This window comes from Stanieria cyanosphaera PCC 7437, assembly GCF_000317575.1.
Lineage (GTDB): Bacteria > Cyanobacteriota > Cyanobacteriia > Cyanobacteriales > Xenococcaceae > Stanieria > Stanieria cyanosphaera.
Map to the genome: position 1 here is coordinate 1,306,120 of NC_019748.1, position 25,625 is coordinate 1,331,744.

Annotated in this window: 24 protein-coding genes; 17 read left to right on the forward strand and 7 right to left on the reverse strand. The window is 35.7% G+C overall.

Annotated elements, in window-relative coordinates:
• Positions 1-25: 25 nt before the first annotated feature.
• Together STA7437_RS05730 and STA7437_RS05735 are read left to right on the forward strand one after the other, a co-directional pair.
• Positions 26-586, forward strand: a complete 561-nt coding sequence (locus STA7437_RS05730) for a phycobiliprotein lyase (protein ID WP_015192425.1) — start codon at positions 26-28, stop codon at positions 584-586.
• A 468-nt stretch (positions 587-1,054) separates the two neighbouring features.
• Entirely contained in the window at positions 1,055-2,077 is a 1,023-nt protein-coding gene (locus STA7437_RS05735) for a Gfo/Idh/MocA family oxidoreductase (protein ID WP_051036094.1), read from the forward strand.
• A 76-nt stretch (positions 2,078-2,153) separates the two neighbouring features.
• Here STA7437_RS05735 and STA7437_RS24720 read toward each other — a convergent pair whose 3' ends face one another.
• From STA7437_RS24720 to STA7437_RS05750, 3 genes are all read right to left on the reverse strand, one after another.
• A complete protein-coding gene (locus tag STA7437_RS24720) occupies positions 2,154-4,529 on the reverse strand; it encodes a CHAT domain-containing protein (protein ID WP_015192427.1) in 2,376 nt (791 codons plus the stop codon).
• A 42-nt stretch (positions 4,530-4,571) separates the two neighbouring features.
• Positions 4,572-5,531: a hypothetical protein gene (locus STA7437_RS05745; RefSeq protein WP_015192428.1), complete on the reverse strand. Its 960-nt coding sequence runs from the start codon at positions 5,529-5,531 to the stop codon at positions 4,572-4,574.
• A gap of 525 nt (positions 5,532-6,056) precedes the next feature.
• On the reverse strand, positions 6,057-6,581 hold the full coding sequence (locus STA7437_RS05750) for a COP23 domain-containing protein (RefSeq protein WP_015192429.1): 525 nt from the start codon (positions 6,579-6,581) through the stop codon (positions 6,057-6,059).
• 134 nt (positions 6,582-6,715) lie between these two features.
• On the opposite strand from STA7437_RS05750, the gene STA7437_RS05755 reads away from it, so the two are divergent.
• The 8 genes from STA7437_RS05755 (at position 6,716) to STA7437_RS05790 (ending at position 13,786) form a co-directional block, all read left to right on the forward strand.
• Positions 6,716-9,397 carry a CHAT domain-containing protein gene (locus STA7437_RS05755; RefSeq protein ID WP_015192430.1) on the forward strand — a complete coding sequence of 894 codons (2,682 nt, stop codon included), beginning with the start codon at positions 6,716-6,718 and terminating at the stop codon, positions 9,395-9,397.
• 277 nt (positions 9,398-9,674) lie between these two features.
• On the forward strand, positions 9,675-10,010 hold the full coding sequence (locus tag STA7437_RS05760; protein WP_015192431.1) for a cation:proton antiporter subunit C: 336 nt from the start codon (positions 9,675-9,677) through the stop codon (positions 10,008-10,010).
• A complete protein-coding gene (locus tag STA7437_RS05765) occupies positions 10,007-11,443 on the forward strand; it encodes a cation:proton antiporter (RefSeq protein ID WP_015192432.1) in 1,437 nt (478 codons plus the stop codon). The genes STA7437_RS05760 and STA7437_RS05765 overlap by 4 nt, the downstream gene beginning before the upstream one ends.
• A complete protein-coding gene (locus STA7437_RS05770; RefSeq protein WP_015192433.1) occupies positions 11,440-11,841 on the forward strand; it encodes a Na+/H+ antiporter subunit E in 402 nt (133 codons plus the stop codon). The genes STA7437_RS05765 and STA7437_RS05770 overlap by 4 nt, the downstream gene beginning before the upstream one ends.
• A gap of 149 nt (positions 11,842-11,990) precedes the next feature.
• The gene (locus STA7437_RS05775) at positions 11,991-12,242 is read left to right on the forward strand and encodes a hypothetical protein (protein ID WP_041619794.1); all 252 of its coding nucleotides are present in this window, start codon (positions 11,991-11,993) and stop codon (positions 12,240-12,242) included.
• The gene (locus STA7437_RS05780; RefSeq protein ID WP_015192435.1) at positions 12,239-12,517 is read left to right on the forward strand and encodes a monovalent cation/H(+) antiporter subunit G; all 279 of its coding nucleotides are present in this window, start codon (positions 12,239-12,241) and stop codon (positions 12,515-12,517) included. The genes STA7437_RS05775 and STA7437_RS05780 overlap by 4 nt, the downstream gene beginning before the upstream one ends.
• Positions 12,510-13,124 carry a DUF4040 domain-containing protein gene (locus tag STA7437_RS05785; RefSeq protein WP_015192436.1) on the forward strand — a complete coding sequence of 205 codons (615 nt, stop codon included), beginning with the start codon at positions 12,510-12,512 and terminating at the stop codon, positions 13,122-13,124. The genes STA7437_RS05780 and STA7437_RS05785 overlap by 8 nt, the downstream gene beginning before the upstream one ends.
• Positions 13,124-13,786, forward strand: a complete 663-nt coding sequence (locus tag STA7437_RS05790; protein WP_015192437.1) for a Na(+)/H(+) antiporter subunit B — start codon at positions 13,124-13,126, stop codon at positions 13,784-13,786. Before STA7437_RS05785 ends, STA7437_RS05790 begins: the two co-directional genes overlap by 1 nt.
• A gap of 26 nt (positions 13,787-13,812) precedes the next feature.
• Here the strand turns inward: STA7437_RS05790 and STA7437_RS05795 are convergent, their stop codons facing one another.
• Entirely contained in the window at positions 13,813-15,021 is a 1,209-nt protein-coding gene (locus tag STA7437_RS05795) for a chloride channel protein (protein ID WP_015192438.1), read from the reverse strand.
• A 105-nt stretch (positions 15,022-15,126) separates the two neighbouring features.
• On the opposite strand from STA7437_RS05795, the gene STA7437_RS27365 reads away from it, so the two are divergent.
• Both STA7437_RS27365 and STA7437_RS27370 read left to right on the forward strand, forming a co-directional pair.
• Positions 15,127-15,261, forward strand: a complete 135-nt coding sequence (locus STA7437_RS27365) for a helix-turn-helix domain-containing protein (RefSeq protein ID WP_281169254.1) — start codon at positions 15,127-15,129, stop codon at positions 15,259-15,261.
• Positions 15,262-16,044: 783 nt separating this feature from the next.
• Complete coding sequence (locus tag STA7437_RS27370; RefSeq protein WP_015192439.1) at positions 16,045-16,746, forward strand: calcium-binding protein; 702 nt, start codon at positions 16,045-16,047, stop codon at positions 16,744-16,746.
• Positions 16,747-16,827: 81 nt separating this feature from the next.
• Here the strand turns inward: STA7437_RS27370 and STA7437_RS05805 are convergent, their stop codons facing one another.
• A complete protein-coding gene (locus STA7437_RS05805) occupies positions 16,828-18,501 on the reverse strand; it encodes a histidine decarboxylase (RefSeq protein WP_015192440.1) in 1,674 nt (557 codons plus the stop codon).
• Positions 18,502-18,798: 297 nt separating this feature from the next.
• Here STA7437_RS05805 and STA7437_RS05810 point away from each other — a divergent pair, with 297 nt between their 5' ends.
• From STA7437_RS05810 to STA7437_RS05830, 5 genes are all read left to right on the forward strand, one after another.
• The gene (locus tag STA7437_RS05810) at positions 18,799-19,752 is read left to right on the forward strand and encodes a glycosyltransferase family 10 domain-containing protein (protein ID WP_015192441.1); all 954 of its coding nucleotides are present in this window, start codon (positions 18,799-18,801) and stop codon (positions 19,750-19,752) included.
• Positions 19,753-19,770: 18 nt separating this feature from the next.
• Complete coding sequence (locus tag STA7437_RS05815) at positions 19,771-20,766, forward strand: Npun_R2821/Npun_R2822 family protein (RefSeq protein WP_015192442.1); 996 nt, start codon at positions 19,771-19,773, stop codon at positions 20,764-20,766.
• Positions 20,767-20,777: 11 nt separating this feature from the next.
• Entirely contained in the window at positions 20,778-21,698 is a 921-nt protein-coding gene (locus tag STA7437_RS05820) for an Npun_R2821/Npun_R2822 family protein (RefSeq protein ID WP_015192443.1), read from the forward strand.
• A 26-nt stretch (positions 21,699-21,724) separates the two neighbouring features.
• Positions 21,725-22,498: a hypothetical protein gene (locus STA7437_RS05825; protein ID WP_015192444.1), complete on the forward strand. Its 774-nt coding sequence runs from the start codon at positions 21,725-21,727 to the stop codon at positions 22,496-22,498.
• A 146-nt stretch (positions 22,499-22,644) separates the two neighbouring features.
• The gene (locus STA7437_RS05830) at positions 22,645-23,538 is read left to right on the forward strand and encodes a hypothetical protein (RefSeq protein ID WP_015192445.1); all 894 of its coding nucleotides are present in this window, start codon (positions 22,645-22,647) and stop codon (positions 23,536-23,538) included.
• A 133-nt stretch (positions 23,539-23,671) separates the two neighbouring features.
• On the opposite strand, the gene STA7437_RS05835 is transcribed toward STA7437_RS05830, so the two are convergent.
• Together STA7437_RS05835 and STA7437_RS05840 are read right to left on the reverse strand one after the other, a co-directional pair.
• Positions 23,672-24,757, reverse strand: a complete 1,086-nt coding sequence (locus STA7437_RS05835) for a saccharopine dehydrogenase family protein (protein WP_015192446.1) — start codon at positions 24,755-24,757, stop codon at positions 23,672-23,674.
• A 21-nt stretch (positions 24,758-24,778) separates the two neighbouring features.
• The gene (locus STA7437_RS05840; protein ID WP_015192447.1) at positions 24,779-25,618 is read right to left on the reverse strand and encodes an HAD family hydrolase; all 840 of its coding nucleotides are present in this window, start codon (positions 25,616-25,618) and stop codon (positions 24,779-24,781) included.
• Positions 25,619-25,625: the final 7 nt, after the last annotated feature.

Consider the following 25,625-nt stretch of genomic DNA (forward strand, 5'->3'; position numbering starts at 1 on the left):
AGTTTGTCAAAGTTACTAATTTTTTATGAAAATAAGTGAATTTATCAATTTAAGCGTAGGCGAGTGGTTTAGTCAACGAACCAATTATAATCTCAATCAACAAACAGCAGAAAACGCTAAAGCTAATCTGACAATTGAATTATTAGAAGCGAATCATCCTCAAATCACACCAATTTGTCAGCAACATCAACTTGATAGTAATTTAATCGTAGGTAGTTTAAAACATAGCTGGGATAATTCAGTTGATTGGGGTAAGCCGAAACAACAAGGTTCGGCTTTAATTATTTTTCTGGCTGAGGAAGATAATACTGAGCAAGGTAAAATAATTCAAATAGCTACAGGAACTAATTCAGGTGTTAGTTTTGGTCAATATTTACTTGCTCAAGACCAAGCTTTGACTTTAACTCTTAAAATGGAACAGATTGAAGCTCAAGAACGTCTTTGGTTTGCCAGCGACAATTTAAGACTTAGAACAACTATGGTCAAAGAATCTACAGGGACAATGCAAACCGCATTCTATTCCGAAATTCGTAAAATAACCCAAAAAACTCAGTCAATTCCCACAAATGCTGCGACTAACGCTTAAATGTTCGTTATTAGGGGTTGACTAGAAAGGAAGTAAGTTCTAGGGCTGCCAACCTTCCTTTCTACAATTATTGGTATTGAAAATATTCATTATTGATCTAATTACCAGATGTAAAGTTATATTAATCACAATAGTAATTAATCTTGATTACTAAACTATTGGAAGCAACCGAAATGTATAACGAATAATCTTTAGTAACAAAGTAGTTTACTGTGCAAGCTCATTGGCAAGAAGTTTGCTTGGCGATCTACTCCGCATCTGACGAAAGCGATCGCAGTTACCTATGATAATATTCTGAATAATTTATTTAAGTAGGATTCAGAAAATCGATTTTAAACTTTGTTATTACTAGCAAAAGTAAATCAATCTGAATTCTTCGTGGTGGAGGAGTTTAAAAGAGTGCAAGATCATAATCATCAAAACAATCAAGATTATCCTATATCGAGAAATCATTCTCAACCAATCCGTATGGGAGTCATTGGGGTTGGTAACATGGGACAACATCACGCTCGTGTTCTCGGTTTGCTCAAAGATATTGAACTAGTTGGAATCTCTGATATCAATTTTGAAAGAGGATTAGATATTGCTAGCAAATATCGCGCTCGCTTTTTTGAGAATTATCGAGATCTTTTACCTCATGTTGATGCTGTTTGTATTGCTGTTCCGACTCGATTACATCATCAAGTAGGAATAGATTGTTTACAAGCAGGAGTTCATACTCTAATTGAAAAACCAATTGCAGCTTCTCTTGCCGAAGCCGAGTCTTTAGTTAATGTAGCAGCCGAAGCCAATTGTATTTTACAAGTAGGTCATATTGAGCGATTCAATCCAGCTTTTCAAGAATTAAGTAAAGTCTTAAAAACAGAGGAGTTGTTAGCAGTAGAAGTTCGTCGTATGAGTCCTTATTCTCAAAGAGCTAACGATGTCTCTGTCGTTTTAGATTTAATGATTCATGACCTTGATTTACTCTTAGAGTTAACTGCTGCACCAGTCACTAAACTGACAGCTAGTGGTAGTAGTGCTGCTAATTCTGGTTATCTAGACTATGTGACAGCAACTTTAAGTTTTGCTAATGGAGTTGTAGCTACTCTTACAGCTAGTAAGGTAACCCATCGTAAAATCCGAACCTTGTCTGCTCATTGTCAAGATTCTTTGGTGGAAACAGATTTTTTAAACAATGAAATTTTAATTCATCGTCAAACCAAAGCTAACTACACAACTGAAAGAGGACAAGTATTATATCGACAAAATGGCTTGATCGAAAAAGTACAGACTAGTAACATTGAACCTTTACACGCAGAATTAGAACACTTTGTTAACTGTATTAGAGGTGGTAATCAACCTTCGGTAGGCGGTCAACAAGCAATTAAAGCTTTACGATTAGCAAGTTTAATTGAACAAATGGCACTTGATGGTCAAGCTTGGCATCATTCAGATTGGAAATATCAAGCGATTAATAGTCCAACCGCTACTGTATCTTCCACACCATAACTTTTGTAGTTGTGGAAAATAAAATTTTAAACACTGATGGATAACAAAACGCTATCCATCTTTTAATTTTTAAGCGTTAGTTCCAATTACCAACTAAAGTAAAAGATGACCAGAAATAAGGATGAGAAAAACTCAAGTTTCCTTTGGGAAATTCTGCGGGAAGCTCAAGAGAATTTCCATTAGATAACTGTAATTTGCCATTATCAACAACTACTTGTCCTTTAAGCATTTTTAATTGAGTTTGTCGTAAAGCCTCAGCTTTGATTAAAGAGTCACTTAATTCATCATAAAATTCACTCATCAAAGCCAAAGTTCCTAAATCACTAACATACCAAAGACTTGCTAAGGTAGATTTTACTCCAGCTTGTACCGCTAAACCAGCAAAACCTAATTCTGCTTTTTCGTTACCTATAGCAGTCTGACAAGCACTCAATACTAACAATTCGACAGGTGCGCTTTGAGTAGTATTCCAGCCTAATTCGTCAGAAATTTCTCTTAATTGAGGTAATTTTAACTTCTGGTCATAGAATTGAATATAAGAATCTTGAAACTCTCCAGCAAGAAATTCTGCATGAGTACCTAAATGAATAATTCTAAAAGGGCGGGCGCGAAGATTTTGGGTTTTGAAATTATTAACGGTGAATTGTTCGTTGAGAAATAATTCCCCTTGACGAGGATTGCTAATTACGTTTTGTAATTCTATTGGCATGGTAGGAAGTGGAAATTGATCTTTGAATTTTGAAGCTCCCATTGCCAAAATTGGACTCTGACTTACATCAACGTAACGAGTATCAGTTAAACCAAAACTAGGCACTAACGCAACCGCATATTTTTCAATTAAAAATTGTTTGCCATCATAAAGTGCAGCAATAGGGATCAATCTTAACCCAGAATCCATCGAGAAAACTAAAACATCGACCTGATTAGCTTTTAATTCAGCTTCTAAAGGAGCGATGAGCCATTGATAAAGTTGTTGAGAAGTTTTGAGATAGTTAGTTTGGTTAATTTTTCTTGAATTACCAATTTCAGAGCGAAATTTTTTCGCTGTGTCAAGGACAGTTTGTCGAGATGTATCATGTACAGTACGACGTAGTGCTAGTGGTTGTCGAGGTTGCGACCATTTATTACTGTTATTTTTGTTTGAAGCAGTCTCAGAATTAGGGTTACTAGCAGATTCTGGTAAACTAGGTAACACGGCAAAGGCTTCTAATTGATTAGATTGAACTGAAATGTTAATAAAAGCAGCTTTTTTACCTGTTTGTTGCCATAATTGTCCTAATCTTTGAGAAATTTCTTGAACTGAAGGAGTTTGACCATAAAGTTGTGTTCCAGAATAACCAACTAACTGAGTTGCTTGTAATTCTTCTTGGAGTTGAATAGCTATTTCTGGAGTTGATTGTTGTACTTGTACTTCATAAGCAAGGCGATCTATTTCTCCTTCAAAATCTGACTGTTTTTGGTTATTTTCGGACTTTTCTTCGGGTTTTTTTTCTTGTTCGGCGACTTCTTCAGTTTCAGCAGAAGTTTCACTTTCTTCCTTTTGTGTTAAGGATTGATTACTTCTTTCTGTTGTGTTTGTTTCTGTTTTTGAATCAATATCGCTGGTTAAATTTTCTTCATCGGTGTCTGCAAGATTATCTTGATTTGAGTTGCCAGGACTTTTGATATTCGGTTGAGTGGGAGTTTCCGTTGTCGCAGGATTCTCAACTACTTCTGGTTGGGTGGGAGTTTCCGTTGTCGCAGGATTCTCAACTACTTCTGGTTGGGTGGGAGTTTCCGTTGTCGCAGGATTCTCAACTACTTCTGGTTGGGTTGGAGTTTCGGTGGCAGGAGTTTCAACTACTTCTGGTTGGGTTGGAGTTTCGGTGGCAGGATTCTCAACTACTTCTGGTTGGGTGGAAGTTTCGGTGGCAGGATTCTCAACTACTTCTGGTTGAGTGGGAGTTTGGGTGGTTGGAGTTTCAACTACTTCTGGTTGGGTGGGAGTTTCCGTTGTCGCAGGAGTTTCAACTACTTCTGGTTGGGTGGGAGTTTGGGTGGTTGGAGTTTCAACTACTTCTGGTTGGGTGGGAGTTTCCGTTGTCGCAGGAGTTTCAACTACTTCTGGTTGGGTGGGAGTTTGGGTGGTTGGAGTTTCAACTACTTCTGGTTGGGTGGGAGTTTCCGTTGTCGCAGGATTCTCAACTACTTCTGGTTGGGTGGAAGTTTCGGTGGCAGGAGTTTCAACTACTTCTGGTTGAGTGGGAGTTTGGGTGGTTGGAGTTTCAACATTAGGTTCTTGTTCAACAACTGTTGTGTTGTCTGTACTTGATGGTTGATTAGGAATGACTTCTACAGGATTAGGTCCTGTAATATCAGACATATTACCAGTTTGAGGCAAAACCGAGTCAGCCAATACAATAATAGAGCTAGAAATTAAACTAATTTGAAGAATTAAGTGAGATAGTTTCATAGTTTTTTCTGGATAATATTAAATTTAGATACTAATTAAAAACTAAAAAGAAATACTGTAACCAACTCCAAGAATTACTCTTCCTCCATCTCCTGCTGCACCAGTAACATCTGTGACCGCCGGTACAATTACTAACGGTATATTCCGAAAAGGTACTACAGAAACTCCGATAGTCAAATCTTGACCAGTCCATTCAGTAATTAGATTGATTGGTTCGATTACTCTAACTGCTAGACTACCAAATATACCTACGGATTCAACGCCATTATCAATATCTTCTTCTAAGCGAAATTGTCCACCTCCAATCCCTACAGAAGCATAAATTTCACTAAAGGGTTTACTTCGGTCTTGTTGAAGAACTAATCTTTTAGTTGTAACTCCATAAACTGAAGAACCACCGTCCGTATTTCCCCAGGTTGCTATTCCTTGGACACCTGTAGCGACACTAAAATCACTAGGTAATCTTCGATGTAACTTAAGATTAATTGCTCCGTCTCGAAATGGATCGCTAACATCAACGAGACTAACACCTAGCTGTACACCAATGTTTTTTTGAGGATTACCCAATCCAAAGCCTAAACCAATTACACCATCAGCATCGTTTTTAAAACGGACTCTTTCTTGAAATCCAACCCCAATTCCTGCGTTACCTGCTGCTGCCCCATAACCTGAAGGATTAATAATTGTAATACTGGGAGCAGCCCGATAAGATCTTCTATAAGTGGGAATACGTAGAGGGATGCGAGTTGGTTCAAATTGTTGTTCTCCTTGGTTAGGAATTCTACGCAAGGCAGGAGAACCAGAACTATTTGATGCAGTAATAGATTTAGTTAATTGACAAGATTGCTCTGGAGCTATTTGACGATTTTTTGAATGTTTTTTTACTTCAGATAGGTTACAGTCTAATTCTTGAGCATGGGTTTTATTAGTAAATAATAAAATATTTAAGGTATTTAGTATCGCTAAACTTAGGCATATACAGTGTAATTTTGTTAGTTTCATTATTGATGGTAGCTTTACTAAAAAAATATTTATGAGCCTAGCAATATTATCTTAAATTTTTCGTATATTAATTGATTAAATTGTCTGATTATTTTAGGTTATTTGGCGGTTTTAATTAATGTAGAATTATAAATTTATTGGTTTATTACTTGAGGATATTTACGAGTAATATTATAAATTTCAGTATCATAATTGACATGATTATCAAAATAGTGGAAAAGTTTTTTAATCTGGATAAGTGAAGAGGAGTAAGCAGAGTAATATTTCCAAGCTTATTGATTCAAGAATATTATAAATATTCTACTTAAGTTAATTGTTACCAAATAAAATTTTTATGTCAAACTGGGATAAAAGTTTGGAGTTAATTTTTACTAAAATCAATTGTTTTTCTCCCATAAAGACAACACTAAAGATAATCTCGAATCAAAAATAAACTTTAAATTTATTTGGCTTTAAAACATTGAAACTAACTAATTAAACAACATTTTTATAATGATGCTGTTTGGTTTATATAGGTATAACAAGTTACCAAGGCCACCAAGTTGGTTCATAAGAAGTATCAGGCATACTAAAAACACCTCTGGTTCGACCGATCGCGACACATTCTAGAGGTTGTCGATTATCCAAAATACAAGTAGGGTCATAATTGGGATTAATACTGAATAACTCTTCACTGTTTTTTGCGTTACAATTGTCGTTTTCTTTGGCTACCAAACAAACTAGGTTACTTGTGTCTGTTTTTTGAATGGCAAAATATTTTTGCTGTTGTTGTTGAAACTGCGTTTGTAGCTTGGTTGCTACTTGTTGACAAACTTGAGCAGCAGATTGGTTAGAAACTAAGTATTCGGGATGCCAAGTTATTAGGGGAGTAAGATTTACTTTGCCTGGAGTATAGGCAAACATAGTTGGTACACCATTCTGAGAGGAGCAAACAAAAGTCATGTCTGAAGCTAAAGCATTCTGACTGTAACTTTCTGTAGCTGGTAATGAGGTCGCGCCAAAAGCGATCGCACTAATCGTAAAGGTAGTTGAAATCGTTTTCCAAAACATGATTGACTATCTCCACAAACTATTTAAGTATATTTGACGATTAACAGTGTCTTATTGTTCATTATTTCATTAAATATTTCCTACCAGATCTTGATCGGTATCAAATTTAATTTTTAACAAATACTTAGGTAACAATGTTAGGTTCTGACGAGAATATTGTAGATCTTCCTACTCTAGGAGTTACGGAGGTAGAGCAAGTTTTAGATTGGGTTTGGTTAATCGATTTTGGACAAGGAAATTTTGAGCAGGCTAAAAATATTTCAGAATTATCTTTACTAAGTCAATGGCAAAGTTCTACTTTATTTACTCGCGGGGTCATACATCGACTACAGGGAGAATTTACTAGAGCTTTATCGGTATTTGAGGAGGCTTTTAGTTCTGCCCAGAATTATGAAGAAAAGTTGATTATTGCTACTACTGCTTATCTAACCGAATGGCAGTCACAAGCAATCTTACCTGATGGTTTGGCAATTGCTAATTCTGTGCCAACAATTAATTCAACCTGGTCATCTAGGGTTGCTGTGCTACAAAAGCAAGTTAATAATCTCGCTGTTCGACTAGAAAGTAATTTAATAACTTTAATTGGTTCTACTTTACCGAATTTTCGGCAATTAATCATCAATTTGACTAATAATGCCGACCGAGCCGAGCTTTTACAGAATATTCAGCAAGAACTCACTACACAAATAGAACTGTACCAAGGTTTAGAATTACTCGCGATCGCACAACTTCTATATACTTTTCTGGCTGAATTTTTGGCTTTAGCTGGACAAAATAAATCGGGATGGCAGATTTTAGCTAATTTGACTGACGTTTATCGACAATCAAATCAACATTTGGTCACTGCTTGGTATTTACTTTGTCAAGGAGATCTAATTTGTTCGATCTCTCCTTGGGGAAAACCAATTGTCTTCGGTTATCGTTTGGTTAATCAATTGAATCAAACTTTAGATCGTTCTACTTTAGATCGAGCCAATGCTCAACAGTTGTATCTCAAAGCTAGACAGTATTTTGCGACAGCAGGAGCGCAGAGGGGAGAAGGCATGGCAATTCTGCGTCTGGCTTATTTAAATGCCTTAGGTGGACAGTGGAATTTAGCTAGTTATGGTTATCAAGAAGCATATGAATGTTTTGTAGCGACTGGCGATCGCTTGAATGCAGTTGCTGCCCAAATGGGTAAATGGTGGACTTCGCTTTATTATCAAGAATTAAACCAAACTTGTTTACAAGAAATCGAAGAATTAATTGCTACTCTTCAACAAGATGGTGCGATCGCTTGGGGGTTGAGTTGGGGATTAGTATTTGCTCATGGGGCAAAAGAAGTTTGTATTAACGAACAAGATTTTGAAGTAGCTTTACGGTTAGCTACGGTAGCAGAAACAATTATGACTGTTTTTGCTCAACAGGAATTATTGACGTGCCAGTCTTATCAATCAATTTGGCAAGATTTTAATCATTTGATGGCTGGTTTTTATCAACAATTGACTGAGATGTTGGTAGAAGAGGAAAAATGGGCAGAAGCTTTTAGCTTAGCTGAAATAGCTCGTGTTTATTCTCTTAGGGCAGCTAAGACTCCTCGAATCGAGCAAAGTTTTTCTCAGCAACCTATACCTTGGTTAACTATTGAAGAAATTAGCCTTCGTTTATCTCCAGGCACGTTAGTAATAGATTATTTGGTTACAGAAAAATACTTATTAGCTTGGGGCATTACTAATGAGGGTTTAATTCAACACCATTTATTATCTCAATGGCGAGGAAAATCAATTAAAGCTGAAATACAAGAAATTAAAACTAAATGGCTAAAAAAAATTGCAACTAAACCAATTAATTCCCAATTCAACTCAGTTTTAAGTCGATATCTGCTTCAACCTTTTGAACAAGCAATTAATCAAGCTCAACATTTAGTAATTGTTCCTAGTGTGGAATTACAGTGGTTTACTTTTGAAACTTTACTGTGGCAAATACAATTTTTAGTTGAGCAAAAATCTATTTCTTATTTATTAACCATCACCCAACTGATTAATCAAACTGCCGAAATTTTGCCAGGAGCATTAATTGTTACTGATTTAAACGATATTCCTAGCCTAACTTCTGGAATAGCTAAAATTATTGCTGATGTGTATCAGGTTGCTTTTTTATCTAGAAAAGAAATTGTTGCTGAAGAATTAAACACAGTTTTAACTTCCTCTTCAAAGCTGATTCATTTGTTTTTGAGTGAACCAATTTTACCTGTAACGAACTTACAAACCGAAGTAATAGTGATTACCTTACGCCAACAAACTTCTAGTCAAGCTTTAACTACTGTGATTAGACAATTGATTGAAACTAGAGTCAAAACCATAGTAATTAATCGTTATCTTCCAAACGAAGTAGCTTTAGGAATGCTATTAGTTTTTTTCCATCTTAATTGGCGTTCTGGTGCTACTATTTCTCAATCTTTATGGCAAGCTCAACAACAATTATGTCAAGTAACAGTTCAAGAAGCATTAGATTTCTGTCAGATGATTCAAAACCAAATTCCTTGGCAGCAAGAAAGCGATCGCTCTAATCGAGCAATGTTAGTCAAATCTATGGGAGATATTTTGACGATTGGTGGTGATTATCAGCGAGCAGTTGAAGCTTATCAAGTTGCGATCGCTATTTTTAATGATTGTGGTTACATTCAAGAAGCCAACTTATTACACAATCAATACATCTTACTTCAGTCCTTAGCTCAAACTCCCACTATTTATCAACCAGAAAGATTAATTTATAATTCTCCTCAATATTGGTCTAGTTATTTGATTGTTGGTGATTGGCAATTATCGATTCAGTAGGGAAACGCGCTACGCAACGCAATAATCAATGAATTTGAGAGCTTATAGACCAAAATCGCTTTAATCTAACCGATTATACTTACTTGTTGGTGAAATTGCTATTCAACTTTTTATATAGTATTCATATGCTAAAATCAATCGTTTTTGAGCAAAATCAAGATTTTTTTGACTGAAGTACAGAAGTTTATTGCATTGTTTACGCGATAACACTTATTCTTAAGGTATATGTGAAGCAATCAATCAAACTAATATCTTTTTTTACCCATAAGTAATTGCTGTGTTAGAAGCATTCATCTTCGCCACAATCTTGTGCGGATTTTTCGGCATCATTCTTAAAAAGAACCTGGTGATGAAGATTATCTCTATGGATGTTATGAGTACAGGGGTGATCGCCTATTATGTGCTGATTGCCTCACGAGATGGTTTATTTACACCAATTCTTTCCGATGTTGAAAATGTCGCTTATTCCGATCCAGTTCCTCAAGCGGTTATTTTAACGGCAATTGTAATCGGCTTCTCGATTCAAGCTCTCATGCTGGTAGGTGTAATGAAGTTAGCACGGGATAATCCCACTTTGGAAACTAACGAAATCGAGAAGAATAATATGCCATGACTACTATTACGATCGCTTGGATTACCTTACCGTTTTTGCTCGGATTTACTCTTTATCTGCTGCCTAGATTTTACCGTTATCAAGCAATCTTTGTAGCTGTAACTTCGGTTGGATATGGCTCGTATCTATGTTTAAAGAATTCTCCTTTCAACCTACAGCTATTAGATAATTTTGGCGTAACTTTAGTCGCGGATCAATTAAGTGGCTTTTTTATCCTCACCAATGCTTTAGTAACCGCAGCGGTAATCCTCTACTGTTGGGGTAGCGAAAAAACAGCTTTTTTTTATATGCAGACGATCATTCTGCATGGCAGTGTTAACGCCACCTTTATCTGTGCAGATTTGATGAGTTTATATGTGGCTTTAGAAGTAATCAGTATTGGTGCATTTCTTTTAATAGCCTATCCGAGAAGCGATCGCTCGATCTGGGTAGCACTACGCTATTTGTTTATTAGTAACACAGCCATGCTGTTTTATCTGGTCGGGGCAGTATTAGTATATCAGGCAAATCATTCCTTTAACTTTGCAGGTTTACGTGGTTCTCCGCCAGAAGCGATCGCACTAATTTTATTAGGATTATTAGTTAAAGGAGGTATTTTTGTTTCAGGATTATGGTTACCGCTAACTCATTCGGAATCAGAATCACCAGTTTCAGCCATGCTGTCAGGAGTGGTAGTTAAAGCAGGAGTATTTCCTCTGGTACGTTGTGCGCTGATGTTAGAAGAAATCGATCCAATTGTGCGGATGTTTGGTGTGGGGACAGCACTTTTAGGAGTCGGTTATGCCGTTTTTGAAAAAGATACTAAAAGGATGTTGGCGTTTCATACAGTTTCCCAGTTGGGTTTTATACTGGCTGCCCCAATTGTAGGTGGTTTTTATGCCCTAACTCACGGATTAGTTAAATCAGCACTATTTTTAATCGCGGGGGTTTTACCAAGTCGAAAGTTTAAAGAACTACACTATCAGCCGATTGATACCCCAATTTGGATCGCTTTAGTTATTGCTAGCTTTTCCATCTCTGGGTTTCCTTTATTATCTGGTTTTGGGGCAAAAATATTGACTAGCGAGAATTTATTACCCTGGCAAGTGGTCGGAATGAATATTGCAGCATTAGGAACGGCTATTTCCTTTGCTAAATTTATTTTTCTACCTCATCAAAAGATTGAGCAACCAGAAAAAGTACAACCTGGTTTTTGGTGGGCAATGATTATCTTACTCGGTGGACTAATTGGAGCTAATCTGGTGTATTACGAAGCGTATACGCTCAAAAATATTATCAAACCTTTAGTAATTATTGCTCTTGGTTGGTTAGCATATCTGGTAATTTTTAAACGCACAGCAGTTAAATTACCTCGTGCAATTGAGGAATTTGATCATCAGATTGGAGTGATGAGTTTGATGTTAATTCTACTTTTCTGGATGGTTTGGGCATGATTGGATATTTAAATTTAATCCTAAGACTGACAATCTGGTTTTTACTTACCTCCGATTTAAGTCTGGCAAATATTATCATCGGTGTCGCCATTGCCCTATTATTACCCCGTAGTTACACTTCACCATCTGCAATTAGAGATTGGTTGAGAGCATTATGGGAGATTATAGTCGCAATTCCCCAGGCATATTTTGAGGCACTGGAAATTATTTTCCGTCCTCATAACTATGAAGATATTACGCTCGAAAGAGTCAAACCTCAACGTACACCAGGACTGATCTTTTTAGATATTTTCTTGATTACCTTTACACCCAAAACTATTGTCTTGAAATACCACGAAGAAGGTTGGTATGAGGTGCATCGAGTTAGACGAAGGCAAAAAAGGGATAGTCAGCAGTGACCAATTATCAGTTACTAATTAGTAATTAGTAATTATGAGAGATTAATAATCAACCATTAACATAAGCGAAGCGCACTACCGTAGGTCTCAACTATCAGCAATCAGCAATCAACCATTAAAAATTAACAATCAACTATCAACAAATGACTATAAATTCCATTTTAATTGCCATGATTTTGGCTCTACTAATACCTATTTATGAAGCTTGGCAGGATGAGGATATTTGGCAGAAAATGCTCGCCTTTGCCAGTATTGCTACCAAAACTTCAATTATGATTCTCGTCATCTCTGTTCTGCGGGATGATTGGATGATTGGGGTGGTTGGAGTCATTATTCTCAGTGTAGGTAATGCAGGACTAATGTTACTGGCACAGTTAATCAAACGGATGAACGAAGTATGATCGATATCTTAGGTTATATCTGTATCGGGGTTGGAATTGCTTTTTGGTTTTGGGGAACTTTGCCCTTAATTGGTAATAGATCGGTATTATTTAAGCTCCATAGTCTTTCCGTTGCTGATACCTTGGGTTCAATGAGTATTGTCTTCGGTTTACTATTAAAAATTCCTAAAGAGTGGCCTTTGCTGATCCTGGCAATTATCACCTTGGCAATTTGGAATACAGTGCTGGGATATGTCTTGGCATACTGTTCTAGTAGTGGAGGTGACCATGATTGATAGCTATATATATGTCATCATCGCTCTATTGCCGTTAACCTCTTGTATGCTGGTATTTCAAGTTAATCCCTATTATGCTCTAGTGCTGAGGGGGATTTTAGGTGCAGTAGCAGCATTAGTATATGCGGTTTTAGGTGCTGCCGATGTAGCTTTGACCGAAGCCTTGGTAGGAACGATGTTAGCGGTTACTCTTTATGCGATCGCAGTACGTTCTTCTTTAGTCATGCGGATTGGTATCCTTAAAGAGGATATGACTCAAGTAGAGCAAGATAGCTCTTTTGCCCAACTAATCGCCCGTTTAAGAAAAATTGTTAATAAGCATCATCTGCGTTTAGAGTTAGTAACTTATCCAGATACAGAAGCCTTACAACAAGGTTTGAGCGAAAAAGAAATCCACGCCACTTGTATTCAATCTGAGTCAAAAGTACTCCACCTTGAAAAGACTGAGACTGCTTCGACTTCGTTAGTGGCAAACCATCTTGAAGAAAAACTCTATCAAACCACAATTAGAGTTCGTCGTCTTTATGAAATCTTGCAAAGCGAACTTTCAGCACCAGAAACAATTTTAACTTATGTCAGTGAAGCAAATGTGGAGGAGAAGCATTAATGAAATGGGTTTACATTGCAGCAGGAATAGCACTATATTTCAAAATGATCATTATGCCCAATCCAACAGCAGAGTGGTCTGATCTATCCATAGTTGAAACTGTAGTTCAAGATAGCGGAGTGCCAAATGCAGTTTCAGGAATTATTTTTAGAAATCGACTGTATGACACTATCTTTGAAGTGATTGTCTTTACAATAGCGATTTTGGGTGTACGTTTTTTATTAGCCAATGAAAAACCTACCGAGATAGTTTATCAATTTAGCGATCAACCTTCAATTATTTTAGCTCGTCTAGGTGCAACTATTTCTACCCTAGTAAGTATAGAACTGGCAATTCGAGGACATCTTAGTCCTGGTGGTGGTTTTGCAGCAGGAGTAGCAGGAGGAACTGCAATTGGTTTGATTGCGATTACTTCATCTTCAGAATGGATGCAGGGAATTTATCAACGGTGGCAAGCTGCTACCTGGGAAAAGATTTCAGTTTTAATTTTTATTATCTTGGCAATGATGACTTTGCTTGGAATGGAATTACCTTATGGAGAATTAGGTACACTCGTGAGCGGAGGTGTTATTCCTTTACTAAATATTTTAGTTGCGATCAAAGTTGCCTTGGGTTCGTGGGCAGCTATTTTACTGTTTATTCGTTATCGTGGATTGTTGTAATTTTAATTGAGCCTAAATTGATTTTTCTATTTTTGATGCTGTGAGTGAATAAAAGGTAGTCGAGGAGATAAAAAGAAACCTACTGTACTAGCAAAAAGAATCGGGGTAAAAGTAGTAAATCCTGCTAACTTGGCAAGTAACAAAGTTGTACTAATAGGAGTTTTAGTAACTGATGAATTTAGAGCAGCCATGACACAAATCATTGCTAGAGAAACTTTAAATTCAGGATAAATCAACCAAATTGCCTTGCCTAGACAAGCTCCGATAAAAAATAAAGGGATGATGATTCCTCCCCGCCAACCACCATTTACAGTTACGCTAATAGCCAGCATTTTAGCTAAAGCTAATCCTAACAAAAATACTAGGGAAAAATTCCCTTCAATGATTGTTTCAAGTTGATGTTCACCAAAGAAACGAGTCAGAGGAAATAAAAAAGCTAAAATACCGAGTCCGAGTCCAGCTAGTGTGGTTTTTACATAGATAGGTTGAGGTAAAGATTCAAACAAACGACTGCAACCACGAAACATAGCAATAAAAAGCCAGCCTGCGATCGCGCCTATGATACCACAAGCGATCGCTTCTGCAAAATCATAGATGCCCTCCACGTTGTATAAAGGGAAATGCCAAATAGGACTAATCCCAAGCTTGGTAATTGCTACAAAAATGGTATAGCCAGCACAACTAGCTACAATTGCTGGTAAAATCGCTTCGTAGTACTGAACAACATATTGATGATGCAAAATTTCTAAAGCAAAAAACGTTCCCCCTAATGGTGCGCCAAACAAAACTGTAAAACCCGAGGCCATTCCCGCTATACTAATAGTTCGTAACGCCTCTCCATGTAGTCGAAAGCGATCGGCTAACCAAGTTCCCATTGAACCTGTGATTTGCACCATTGGTGCTTCTGGGCCAGCACTACCTCCACTTGCAATACTAATCAGTGAAGACAAAATCATTGAAGGATTTTCTCGCATCGGTAATCGTCCACCATTGAGGTGAATATTGTCAATAATCAAGCCAATTTCCCCAGGATTTCCTAGGTAATGAATTACTAAACCAATTAGGAAACCAGCCAATGGCATGACTATTAATAAAGAAAGTCCATTAAATTGCTCAAATCCTGCCATGATGTGAGACAAAATAATCCAATAGGTAGCACCAAGCAAACCACACACTACACCCAGCATAATCCATAGCAATACTGCGCGTGTCAGTGTAATTGGGTTTTGTTTCATAACGAAGTTTTTAGCTAGGTCGGTGTCTGGATGAAAGCCGACAGGGTTTATAAAAATAATTTTAGCATGAGCCAATAGTCGTGCTAAAATTAGCTCATGCTAACCATGAACTACAAGTTCAGAATTTATCCCACAAACCACCAGCAAACACTCATGCTTACTTGGCTAGAGACTTGTCGGCGTTTGTATAATCAATGCCTTCGCGATTTGAAGGACTGGATGAATTCGCGCAAATGTTGATTAATTCAAAAACGAGTGAATCTACATTAATAGTTGGTTGATAAATTTTTTGTTAGTTGAGAAAATTGAGATTTTTTAAATCAAAAATTTAGATTAATAATTGAGTTCAAAAATAGTTTTATACTAAATCCAATTACTAAAGTACACTTATTGGTTAGCCGTATAAATTAGCCTAAAATTATTCTGCCTTCTGCCTTCTGTTTTTTACTTTGATCCTCCGCGATCGCTCCTGGGCGAGATCGCTCTTCTGACGCCGAAGCGCTATGGTTACAGACGTAACATATTGCGGTGAGACCCTGCGCCACGCCAGTCGCTCCACTTGGGGATACCCCAAGACCGCGCTGTCTCACCTGCGGGCGCAAAGGAACGCTCACCAAGACACGTCTCTACTTTTTACCTACTGTCTTGAGTAACTTTTTAAGTATTTTATCTAAACAAGATTTAGTTTTAACCAGTTTTTTATTTTTAGTTTTTAACCTATAACAATAAAGCTTATTATTTTTGAGGAGATAAATATTTATTGTTTTATTTAACCAAAAATGATTGACATTAATCTAGCATCTCTCATCTTAGTTAAAGACATTTAAATTGATTTAAAATTCTGAAAATCAACAAAAGCTACAAAATTAAATGTACTTGTAAAAAGCAAAACTTGCTAGATTTGTTTGTCTAGTTTAATTCGAGCAAAGATGGTTTTAGAGATTTTTTTAAATAAAAAGTTATCTTGATTTTATCAATTGTTTGTTAGCAACAATTTAAATCGCTATTTCTGGAGTAAATAAAATGGCTGAATTTATAGGTACAAGTGGTGACGATACTTTTCCTCTTAGTGCTGAAAATGATCTAATTGATGGTCTTGCGGGAGATGATTTTATCGATGGTTTTATTGGTAATGATACTATTTATGGTTTTGATGGAGAGGACACCCTTAATGGTAGTGAAGGGAATGATATTTTGATAGGTGAAGAAGACGATGACTTGTTGTATGGCTATAACGGTGCAGACAAGTTATTTGGAGATGATGGTGATGATACTCTTTATGGAGAAGCCGATAATGACACTCTCTATGGTTCAAGTGGGGATGATGTTTTAGTTGGTGGACTCGGTAATGATATTGCTTTTGGAGAGTCGGGGAACGATACTTTACTTGGTTTAGAAGGTTCTGACCAACTAGTGGGTGATGATGGTAATGATATTCTTGAAGGTGGAACAGGAAATGATACCCTTTATGGTTCAGATGGAAACGATACTTTTGTTTTTTCCACTATTTTGGGGACAGGAGTAGATACAATTCAGGACTTTGAGATCGATCGCGACAAAATTGAAGTCTTTGCTGAAGGATTTGAGATTGAAACAAATGAATATGACCGCTTTGTTTACAATCCTGGTACAGGAGATTTAACTTTTGATGAGGAAGTATTTGCCAAATTAGATCCTGGCTTAGACTTTGTTCCTGATTTAGATATTACTATCAATCCTGATTAATTAAGCTGTCACGCATTTAATTTACTGGTTGAGAAAAGGCAGAAGGAAAAAAAGTATGCAGGTGGAATAATGCACATCAGCTTAGGAAAGAAGAATTCGCTCTTTGAGTAAAGTTTTTAAAGCCTCAGGTGCGGTTGTCGCGATCGCAACCACGCCTTTTCCATGTCCTCGCCAGAGAAGTCGAATATTGCGGATCTTTACTGCTTCATTGCGACAATCTTTAAGAAGTTCTGCGAGCGAACCAGGACAGTCATCTAATTCTACCAGCAAGGCATCTTCACCTACAGACTGATATTCAAGTTGACTCAAAACTTGGGTTGCTTCTTCGTTACCAAAAGAACGAGCTTGTCCGTAACAGCGACCGATATCAAGATTCTGATTAAGGATTTGTAAGGCACGTTCTCGATTATCGACTCGCAATCTTACTACTTCCACATCTTCCGATTCTACTGCTACTGCTGTCAAATTTTCGATTGAAAGTCCTTCGGCAGCAAGGGCTGTTGATACTTCGCTCAGTAAGTTATGATTAGCTGTTCCAATTAAAGTGATGTCTTGATCTGGTGAAGAGGTAATAAGCTCACAAGCAGGGGTAACAGATAAGCTTGGTAAAGAAGTAATTGGTTCGGAAGCAATTATATCAGCTACTAAGTGATCGATTTGAGTTGAGGTGACATGGGGCATTGTGATTAGATGAGAGAGATTACCCTGACAAGCAAGTTGCCAATATCGAGTTACTTCTGGTGAGGGGCGGTCAAAAACGACGGTATTAGAATAAGGATAACGCCAAGCATTGCGATTAATTTTATTCAATTGTGCGATCGCATAATCAGCCATTTTCAGACAAGCAGGAATAATTCGTTTAAATCCTTCAATCCCAACTGTATGAAAGGCATACCACAGAAATAGTGGAGTTAAGGCATTACGTGAACCGCTTAGAGTTGTATCTAATGTTCCGATATATTCTACACTTTGGGCAATGCGTTCAACATTACTTTTTTTGGCTAAAACCACACCACAGGGTATAGGAGAACCTACCATTTTGTGTCCGCTAATCGCAATGCTGTCGATGCCTGCTTTGAAGTTCCACGCAGGAGGATGATCAATAAAAGGAAGAATCATGCCACCTAAAGCTGCATCAGCATGAATGTAATGGCGATGAATAGCCAAATCTTTGAAAATGCTTTTAATTCCTGCAATGTCGTCTACAGCACCTTTCATCGTCGTGCCAATCGTAGCGCAAACAATAGGCGGTAAATCGCGGTGAATGCGAAGGGTTTCGCGCAAATCCTCTAAATCCATACTTCCGTCGTCATGGCTACGGATCATAATGCTGCGAAGATTGAGACAACGGAGAATTTTATCGATCGAATAATGGGCATCCTGAGAATAATAAACCAATCCTTCGGGAAGTAGTTCTCGGGCTAAAAATAATCCGTAATGATTTCCTTCTGTACCTCCATTGGTAACATAACCCCAAGTCGATCCTTCAGTCGCTTCGGTAAGGGTTCGGAAAATCTCTAAAACTTCGCATTCAAAGTTATGGGTATTGAGATGATAATTGCTGGGAAGATAAGGATCGCCTACGTTATTCAGGGGATATTGAAGAAACCGAAATAAAGGCGAATAGTCAAACAATTCATTACAAGGATAACCGAGAAATCGCTCTGCTTCAATCTGAATTTCCCGATAGAATCGGTCTAGTTTTTGTCGATCCTCGCCTGAAAGTTGGTATTCCGAGAGCAATTGAAACTCCATATTTTTATTGAACCCTATTTGATTGGTTCTAAATGTTATTGTAGATTATTAATAACTTCTCAGAGAGAAATATTGGGCTTTTGAGGTTTTTTGCTCTGAAAAAAATAATTAATTTTATTAAAAATATAAAGATTGTAATAATAGCAAACTGTTTCTATCCTTTTAAATTCTCTTAAGAGCGAAAAAATTTCTGCAAACGCCTAATCTACAAGCATTTACCTTAATCTTATTCACCACAAAAAATTTGAACTCAAGTTTAAATAGAAAATAACTAACTTGACTTTAAGAGGAAATAGTGTGGATAAAAAAGTTATTGGAATGCTTAGTAGCTATAAAAATCTTGATCAAAGTGATTGGTTATGGAAACAGACTCCAAATCATTTCGGGGTTTGGAAAAATATTCAAATGCTAGCTACTGCCAGTAAACCTGACTTTTTATTGCTTTATCAATACAATTTTCCTCAACCGCAACCACCACTCCCTTGGTGGCAAAATTTATTCACACAAAATTCTCAATCTTTACCAACAATTCCTGCTGTCTTCAAGCAAGTCCCTTCAGCAAAAACTATTTATTTACTTCGAGAACCACCTTTAGAAGAAATTGTCGAACATAATCAGTCTAATTATCAAGCAGCTAAACAATATTGTGGTTATATTTCAGGGCCAGATCAATTTGCTCCTATTCCTGATTATATGCCTGCTATTTGGTATGTAAATAACTCATTTCAAGAATTAGCGACAGGAAATGTACCCGAAAAACAAAAAATTTGTAGTTGGATTACTTCAGGAATTTCTCGTACAGAAAATCATCGTCAACGTCTAGCTTTTTTAAAGCTACTTCAAGAAAACGGTGTAGATTTCGATTTATATGGTCGTAATTTACCAGCTTGGTTTCATAGCCTTGGTACAGTCCAAAATAAATGGAATGCTATGGCACCATATTATTACAATCTGGCGATCGAAAACTATGCAGATAACGATTTATATGTTAGTGAAAAACTTTGGGATTCTTTATTAAGTTGGTGTTTACCTATTTATTATGGTGGTTCGGCAGCAGATAAATTATTACCTCCTGGTAGTTTTTTAAGATTACCAAGTTTAGATGAAAAAGGTTTGAATTATATCAAAGAAATTACTTCTACTCTTGACGCTTGGTATGAGGCAAAGGATAAGATTGCGGAAGCAAGACAAATTATTTTACACAAGCTGAATTTATTGGAATGGTTAGCTGATTTTGTTGAGCAATTTTAAATAATTATTAATAATTTTATGGACGGAATTTGTACTCTTGCTAATGATAAAGTTTTAGACCAAGTTATTGCTTTACTTAATAGTATTGAAGTCATTGCAGGTAAAGATACACCTGTATGTATTTATCCTTATGATGAGCATACTGAAAAATTGTCTGCTGAAATTGCTGATCGACCAAATGTTCAGTTATATAGCGATCGCAATTCTATCGCTAAATGGGACAACTTTGCACAAGCTTGTTGGGATACTCATCCTACTGCTAAAGATACTTGGCGTAAGGTAGGTAGTGAAGGTTACCATCGTTTTGGTACTCATCGTCGTTATTGTGCTTTTGATGGGCCATTTGACCGTTTTCTCTACATGGATGCTGACACGTTGTTGATGAGTCCAGTTGAAGATATTTTTGCCCAATTAAAAGATCATGATTGTGTTGTTTATGATTTTCAGTATAAAGACCCTACTCATGTTTATGTAGTAGATTCACCTGTATTAGAAAAAGTTTTTCCTCAACCTAGAGTTGCTACAGAAATTTTTTGTTCTGGATTTTATGCTTCTAAAAAAGATTTATTTTCTGAATCACAAAGAAATTGGTTAATTACTAATCTGCAACAAGGAGAAGCAGAAATTCTTTATCCGATGGCACCAGACCAAACTTTAATCAATTATATGATGATGCGATCGGGGTTTTTTATTTATAATTTTTCACTTAATTTACCCAAACAAGAAATTACAGGTTGTTGTGTTACTTCTAATCATTTTGAAAACATTAATCAGATTTTATACGACCAAGAGAAACGTTTAATTTATCTTCATTATATTGGTTTGTCTTCTAAATTATTTACCAAAATTTGTGCTGGAGAAAATATCGATTTTCCTTACCGAGATTTATTTTTAAACTATCGTTATCTTCATCAACCAGAGCAAAAACCTGAGTTTACGACGAAACCAAAATCTTATAATCAGCCCCCTAGTTTAAGACAAAAAATAATTCGGAAATTAGGTTTAAAAATCTAAGGAGTAATGTCATGAATCGAGGTATTTATATCACAGCTAATGATAAAGTCACTGACCAAGCGATCGCTCTCTTAAATAGCATTAGATTGTACGATTCGGATACTCCAGTTGTTTTGATTCCTTATGATGAAAATTATACTCAAATTGCCGAAATTTTAGGTAAATCTCATGGAGTAACAGTTTATCAAGACCTACAATTAATCGAAGATTTATCTCAACAGCTTTATAATATTTTTGGACAAGGTTTCTTTGACAAACCGAATAAACTCAGAAAGCACGCTTGTTGGTTTGGCGAATTTGATGAATTTCTTTATATCGATACCGATATAGTTGTTTTTGAAAAAATTATTGATAATCTTAAATATTTATCTGATTATGATTTTTTGTGTTGTGATTATCAACATAAATCAGGAATTAAAAATGTTTTTTCCTCTAAAATAATCGAAGCTCAAGTTATTCAACCTAATGAGATACAAGATACTTTTAATAGTGGTTTTTGGGCTACTAAAAAAGGTCTAATTACTCAATCAGAAATTCAAAATATTTTTGCTGAATGTGCTGCCCATCCAGAATACTTCGATTTTTCTCAAAAAGTTTCCGATCAACCGATCTTTAATTACATGGTTTTAACCAGAATCAAAAAAAGATTTAATCTTGTTCGTCGTGAAGGAAAAGCACCAGGAAGTTGGGCAGGAAGTCCTCATTTTAAAATAAAAGATCATGTTCTTTTTGATCCTGCTACTAATCAATCTCTGCAATATTTACATTGGGCAGGAATCAAAATACAACCTGGTTGTCCTTACTGGGATATTTGGAACTATTATCGCTATTTAGGAGAAACTAATCCTCCAGCAGATTTTCCAGTTAACAATTATAATCCAACTCAATTTCAAAAATTTCTTCAAGGCATTAAAACAAAATTTAGTTTTTAATTATCAAATTCAAGCAACTTTAAACTATGAATATTGCAGAAAAAAGTTTTTGTTTTTGTACTTTAGCTTTGGGTGAAAAATATCGGTTGATGGTTAAAGAGTTAGCTAACGATCTGCAACAATATTCTTCAGGAACTAAATTAATTGTAGGTACAGATAAACCTAATGATTTTGACTCAGAACCAAATATTATTGCTTTTAAATTAAATCAGCAAGGAGTTCTTCATTGTTATAATGATAAACGTTTTGTCCTTGAAAAAGCACTATTAAATTTTAAAACGGCTATTTATATAGATGCAGACACTAAAATAGTCGAAACCATACCTAATGATCTTTTATTTCCCGCTGGTTTGATTGGTTGTCATAAAAATATGTTTGAGCATATTACTAGATATCGTCCACAAGATGTAGAAAAGCTCACCAAAATGTCTTTAAAACTCAATATTAAATTTGAAGAAGCTCAATGGATTGGTGAGTCTTTGTTTATTATCACAAAAGATGCAGGCAAAGAACAAGACTTTCTAAAAACATGGTCTAAACTTGCTACCTACTCCGAACTAAGAGGAATGTATAGTGGGGAAGGTAACATTATGGGATTAGCTGCTGCCAAAGTAGGATGGCAGATTAATAAAAGTGAGAGTTGGGATTTTCTTAAACAAATAAGTCAACATTTAGATGCGTCTCGTCAACGAAGTAAGCAAGCTTTTTGGAGTTATTTTAAATCAAAACTTGCTTATCATTATCGACTCAATAAAATCCGATTATTGGCTTTGAAAGATTTTAGTTTTTATTATTTGTAAATAACGTAAAATTTACTAAATTTTTTAAGTTTCTATTATAGTATTTTTCATGAAAATCTTAGTAATAAACCTGAACTGTTATTCTTTTGTAGAATTGATGCCAAAATATTTTTAAGCCAAACTGACGTTAATAATTAAGAAAATTTATGAACATTTTAAAACCCAAACCAAATAACTATTGTTTTTGTACTGCTGCCTTTGGAGAACAGTATAGAAATTTAGCTAAATTATTAGCAACAGATCTCAATAAATTTGCTCAATCTTTTCCTTTAGTGATTTTTACAGATCGACCTCAAGAATTTCAAAATTACTCTAATGTAATTGCTGTCAAGCATTGGTGTAGAGGAGTAAAAACCTATCATGAGAGAAGATTTGCTATTCAGTATGCATTATCTTATTCCGATACAGTAATTTATTTAGACGCAGATGTGCGTATTTGTGATTTTATACCAGATCAGCTTGAGTTTTTATCTGGTTTGACAGCGCGTAGTTGTAGTAGCATGGCAAAACATTTAAAAAAGTATGACAAAAAAGATTTAAATACGAAATTTCAGCGCAAAAAAGAGACAATAGAAAAAATGGCTAATCAAGTTAATGTTAATCTAGACTCTCCTGATTTAAAATTTATTAACGAGTTTCTTTTTGTCATTAAAGCTGATCAAGGAAAAGAATTAGATTTTTTACATTGGTGGGGTAAATTAGCTATTTATGCCGATACATTAGGTTTACACAATAACCCCACCTACGCTATGTCTTTAGCTGCTGTAAAAACTAACTTTTCTGTATTTCATAGTGAAATGATTGGACTAAATTTTTTTGATGATCGGATAGAAAAGGAAAGAATAAAAAGTGGAACGTCAAATCCTAATGCCAAAGCAGAATATTTTCGCGCTCAATATGAAATAGAGCAAAAGAAAAACAAGTTGCTAAAACGTTTAATGGGAAAAATTTATCAACCATTAAATGTATTTTATAATTTTATTCGTGTGCGGATTACTACTATTATCAACCCTTCTAAATTAATAGACTATCAATATTGAGATGCAATTTGTTGAGCTATAGCAATTTTATTTGAGTCATGTATTAAATAGGAAAGGCAGGAGGACGCGGCCAGAAATTATTTTCACAAATGATTTAGGCTCGCTATATTAGTAATTAACTATCAACAAAAATTCAATCAATCCATTGCTGATCGATTTCAATTCCACGACTATCCATAGCAGTTGTAAATAGATTAGTAGGTAAAGCTTGTTCTACAGGATAAATACCTGGTTGATTTAACTTTCCTTCTAATAATAATTGCGCCACACTACCAGTACCAAAACCTGCTGCGATCGCAGTATTATTATGAGTCATGGTTGAGCAATATTTTCTCAGTTTATTATCTTTTATTCCTGTAATTTCTGCTCGCATTGCTACCCCAATTCCACTCCAACGATCTGTTACCGAAGTCATTGAATAACTAACGCGAGAAAAAAATTCAATTCCTTTTTTACTTTCAATCCAAGCTGATGGAAAAATATTTGCTGTAATCCAAGTTAAATGATTATATAAATCAGGAATAGAACCAAATTTAGTAACAACAGTTTTGACAGGAAAAGAGTGAGGAAAGGTATAGGTTTCTGGAACATCAAACCAATAAACTCCAGTTTTACCATAAGGTTTAGGAAATTCAATGATTTCTCTTTCTGTATAAGGTAAAATTTTCTGCCATTTACCATCAATCCAGGCTTCAAATTTTTCTCTCAATCCTAAAAAAGTGGTTCGCATCACAGTAATACCAGCACCACCAGAACCAGCTACAACATAACTTAAATGAATTTTTTCTGGTTGATCAAATTGTTCAACTCCTTGACGCACCATATTATTAGAAATACCTGGAAAAATCCCCGTATTTAAAATAGCAGTTATTCCTGCTTTTACAGCTTCATCTTGATAAGAAATAACTTGTTCATAAAAAGAACGATGATCGCTAACATCAAGATAATTTTTTCCTGTTTCAATGCAAGTTTTTAAAACTCGACCATCTCGATAATGAAAAGGCCCAGCACAATGAATTACTAAATCTACAGGTTCGATTGCCTTTTTTAATTGTTCTAAATTATCTAGATCTAATTGTAAAAATTGCAAAGGAGGTTGTAATATTTTTGGTTGCCGAGAAGTAACAATTATTTCTGCATCAGTATGTTTAAGCAAATCTTGGGCAACACTACTACCAATTCTGCCACCACCAATTACTAAAACTTTTTTATTATTCATTACTATCAAAAAATCCTAATTCTACATTTTAAATTTTGTTTTTTGTTTTAAAATTAATTCTGCTAACTCGGTAAAACCTTCACCTTCCGATTTGCTAGTAATATAAGTTGGTTGATACTGAATCACATCACAATAATCTAAAATATTAGCCACACCTACAGATAAAGGAAACAAAGTTTGATTAAAGAGAGATTCGTCATTGGGACTATCACCAACAGTGATTATTTGTTGATGATTGATCTGAGGAAAATATTGTTTTAAAATTTGTTGTAATCCCAGAGCTTTATCTTGTAGTAAAGGCTTAATATGACACTGGACATTACTATAAGTAAAACTCCAACCGTTTGCTTGACAAATACTTGCCATCTCTTTTAATTCTACAAGAGTTAATTGGTTTAGATCAAAAGTCCAATCAGTTAAGCGAAAACAATTATCTGCTGATTCTTGAATAGAAGTAAATTTATTTTGCAAAACTTGAAAAATTTCAGCTAACTTTTGACGGTGAGAGAGGGTAAAATTTCCCCGCCATCTTTCATCACCGTGTTGACGATCAGCACCAAGATTATGTAAATTAATTAGTAACTCACTGTGTGAAGTTAAAGCATCATAAAATAAGCCACCATTTTCTGCGATTGCGCCTCGAATCGGTAAATAATGAGCAATTCCATTGACCCAACCTGCTGAACGTCCAGTTACAATAACAACATCAATGTTCGCTTGCGCTAATACTTCTATAGCTTTTAAAAAATTAGACGTAAATTTGCCTTGTGAAGTTAGCGTACCATCCATGTCGGTCGCTACCAACCGAACATCACACAGTTGATTGTTTTGAACTGCCTGATTAATAGGAAACAAAGACATATAAAAA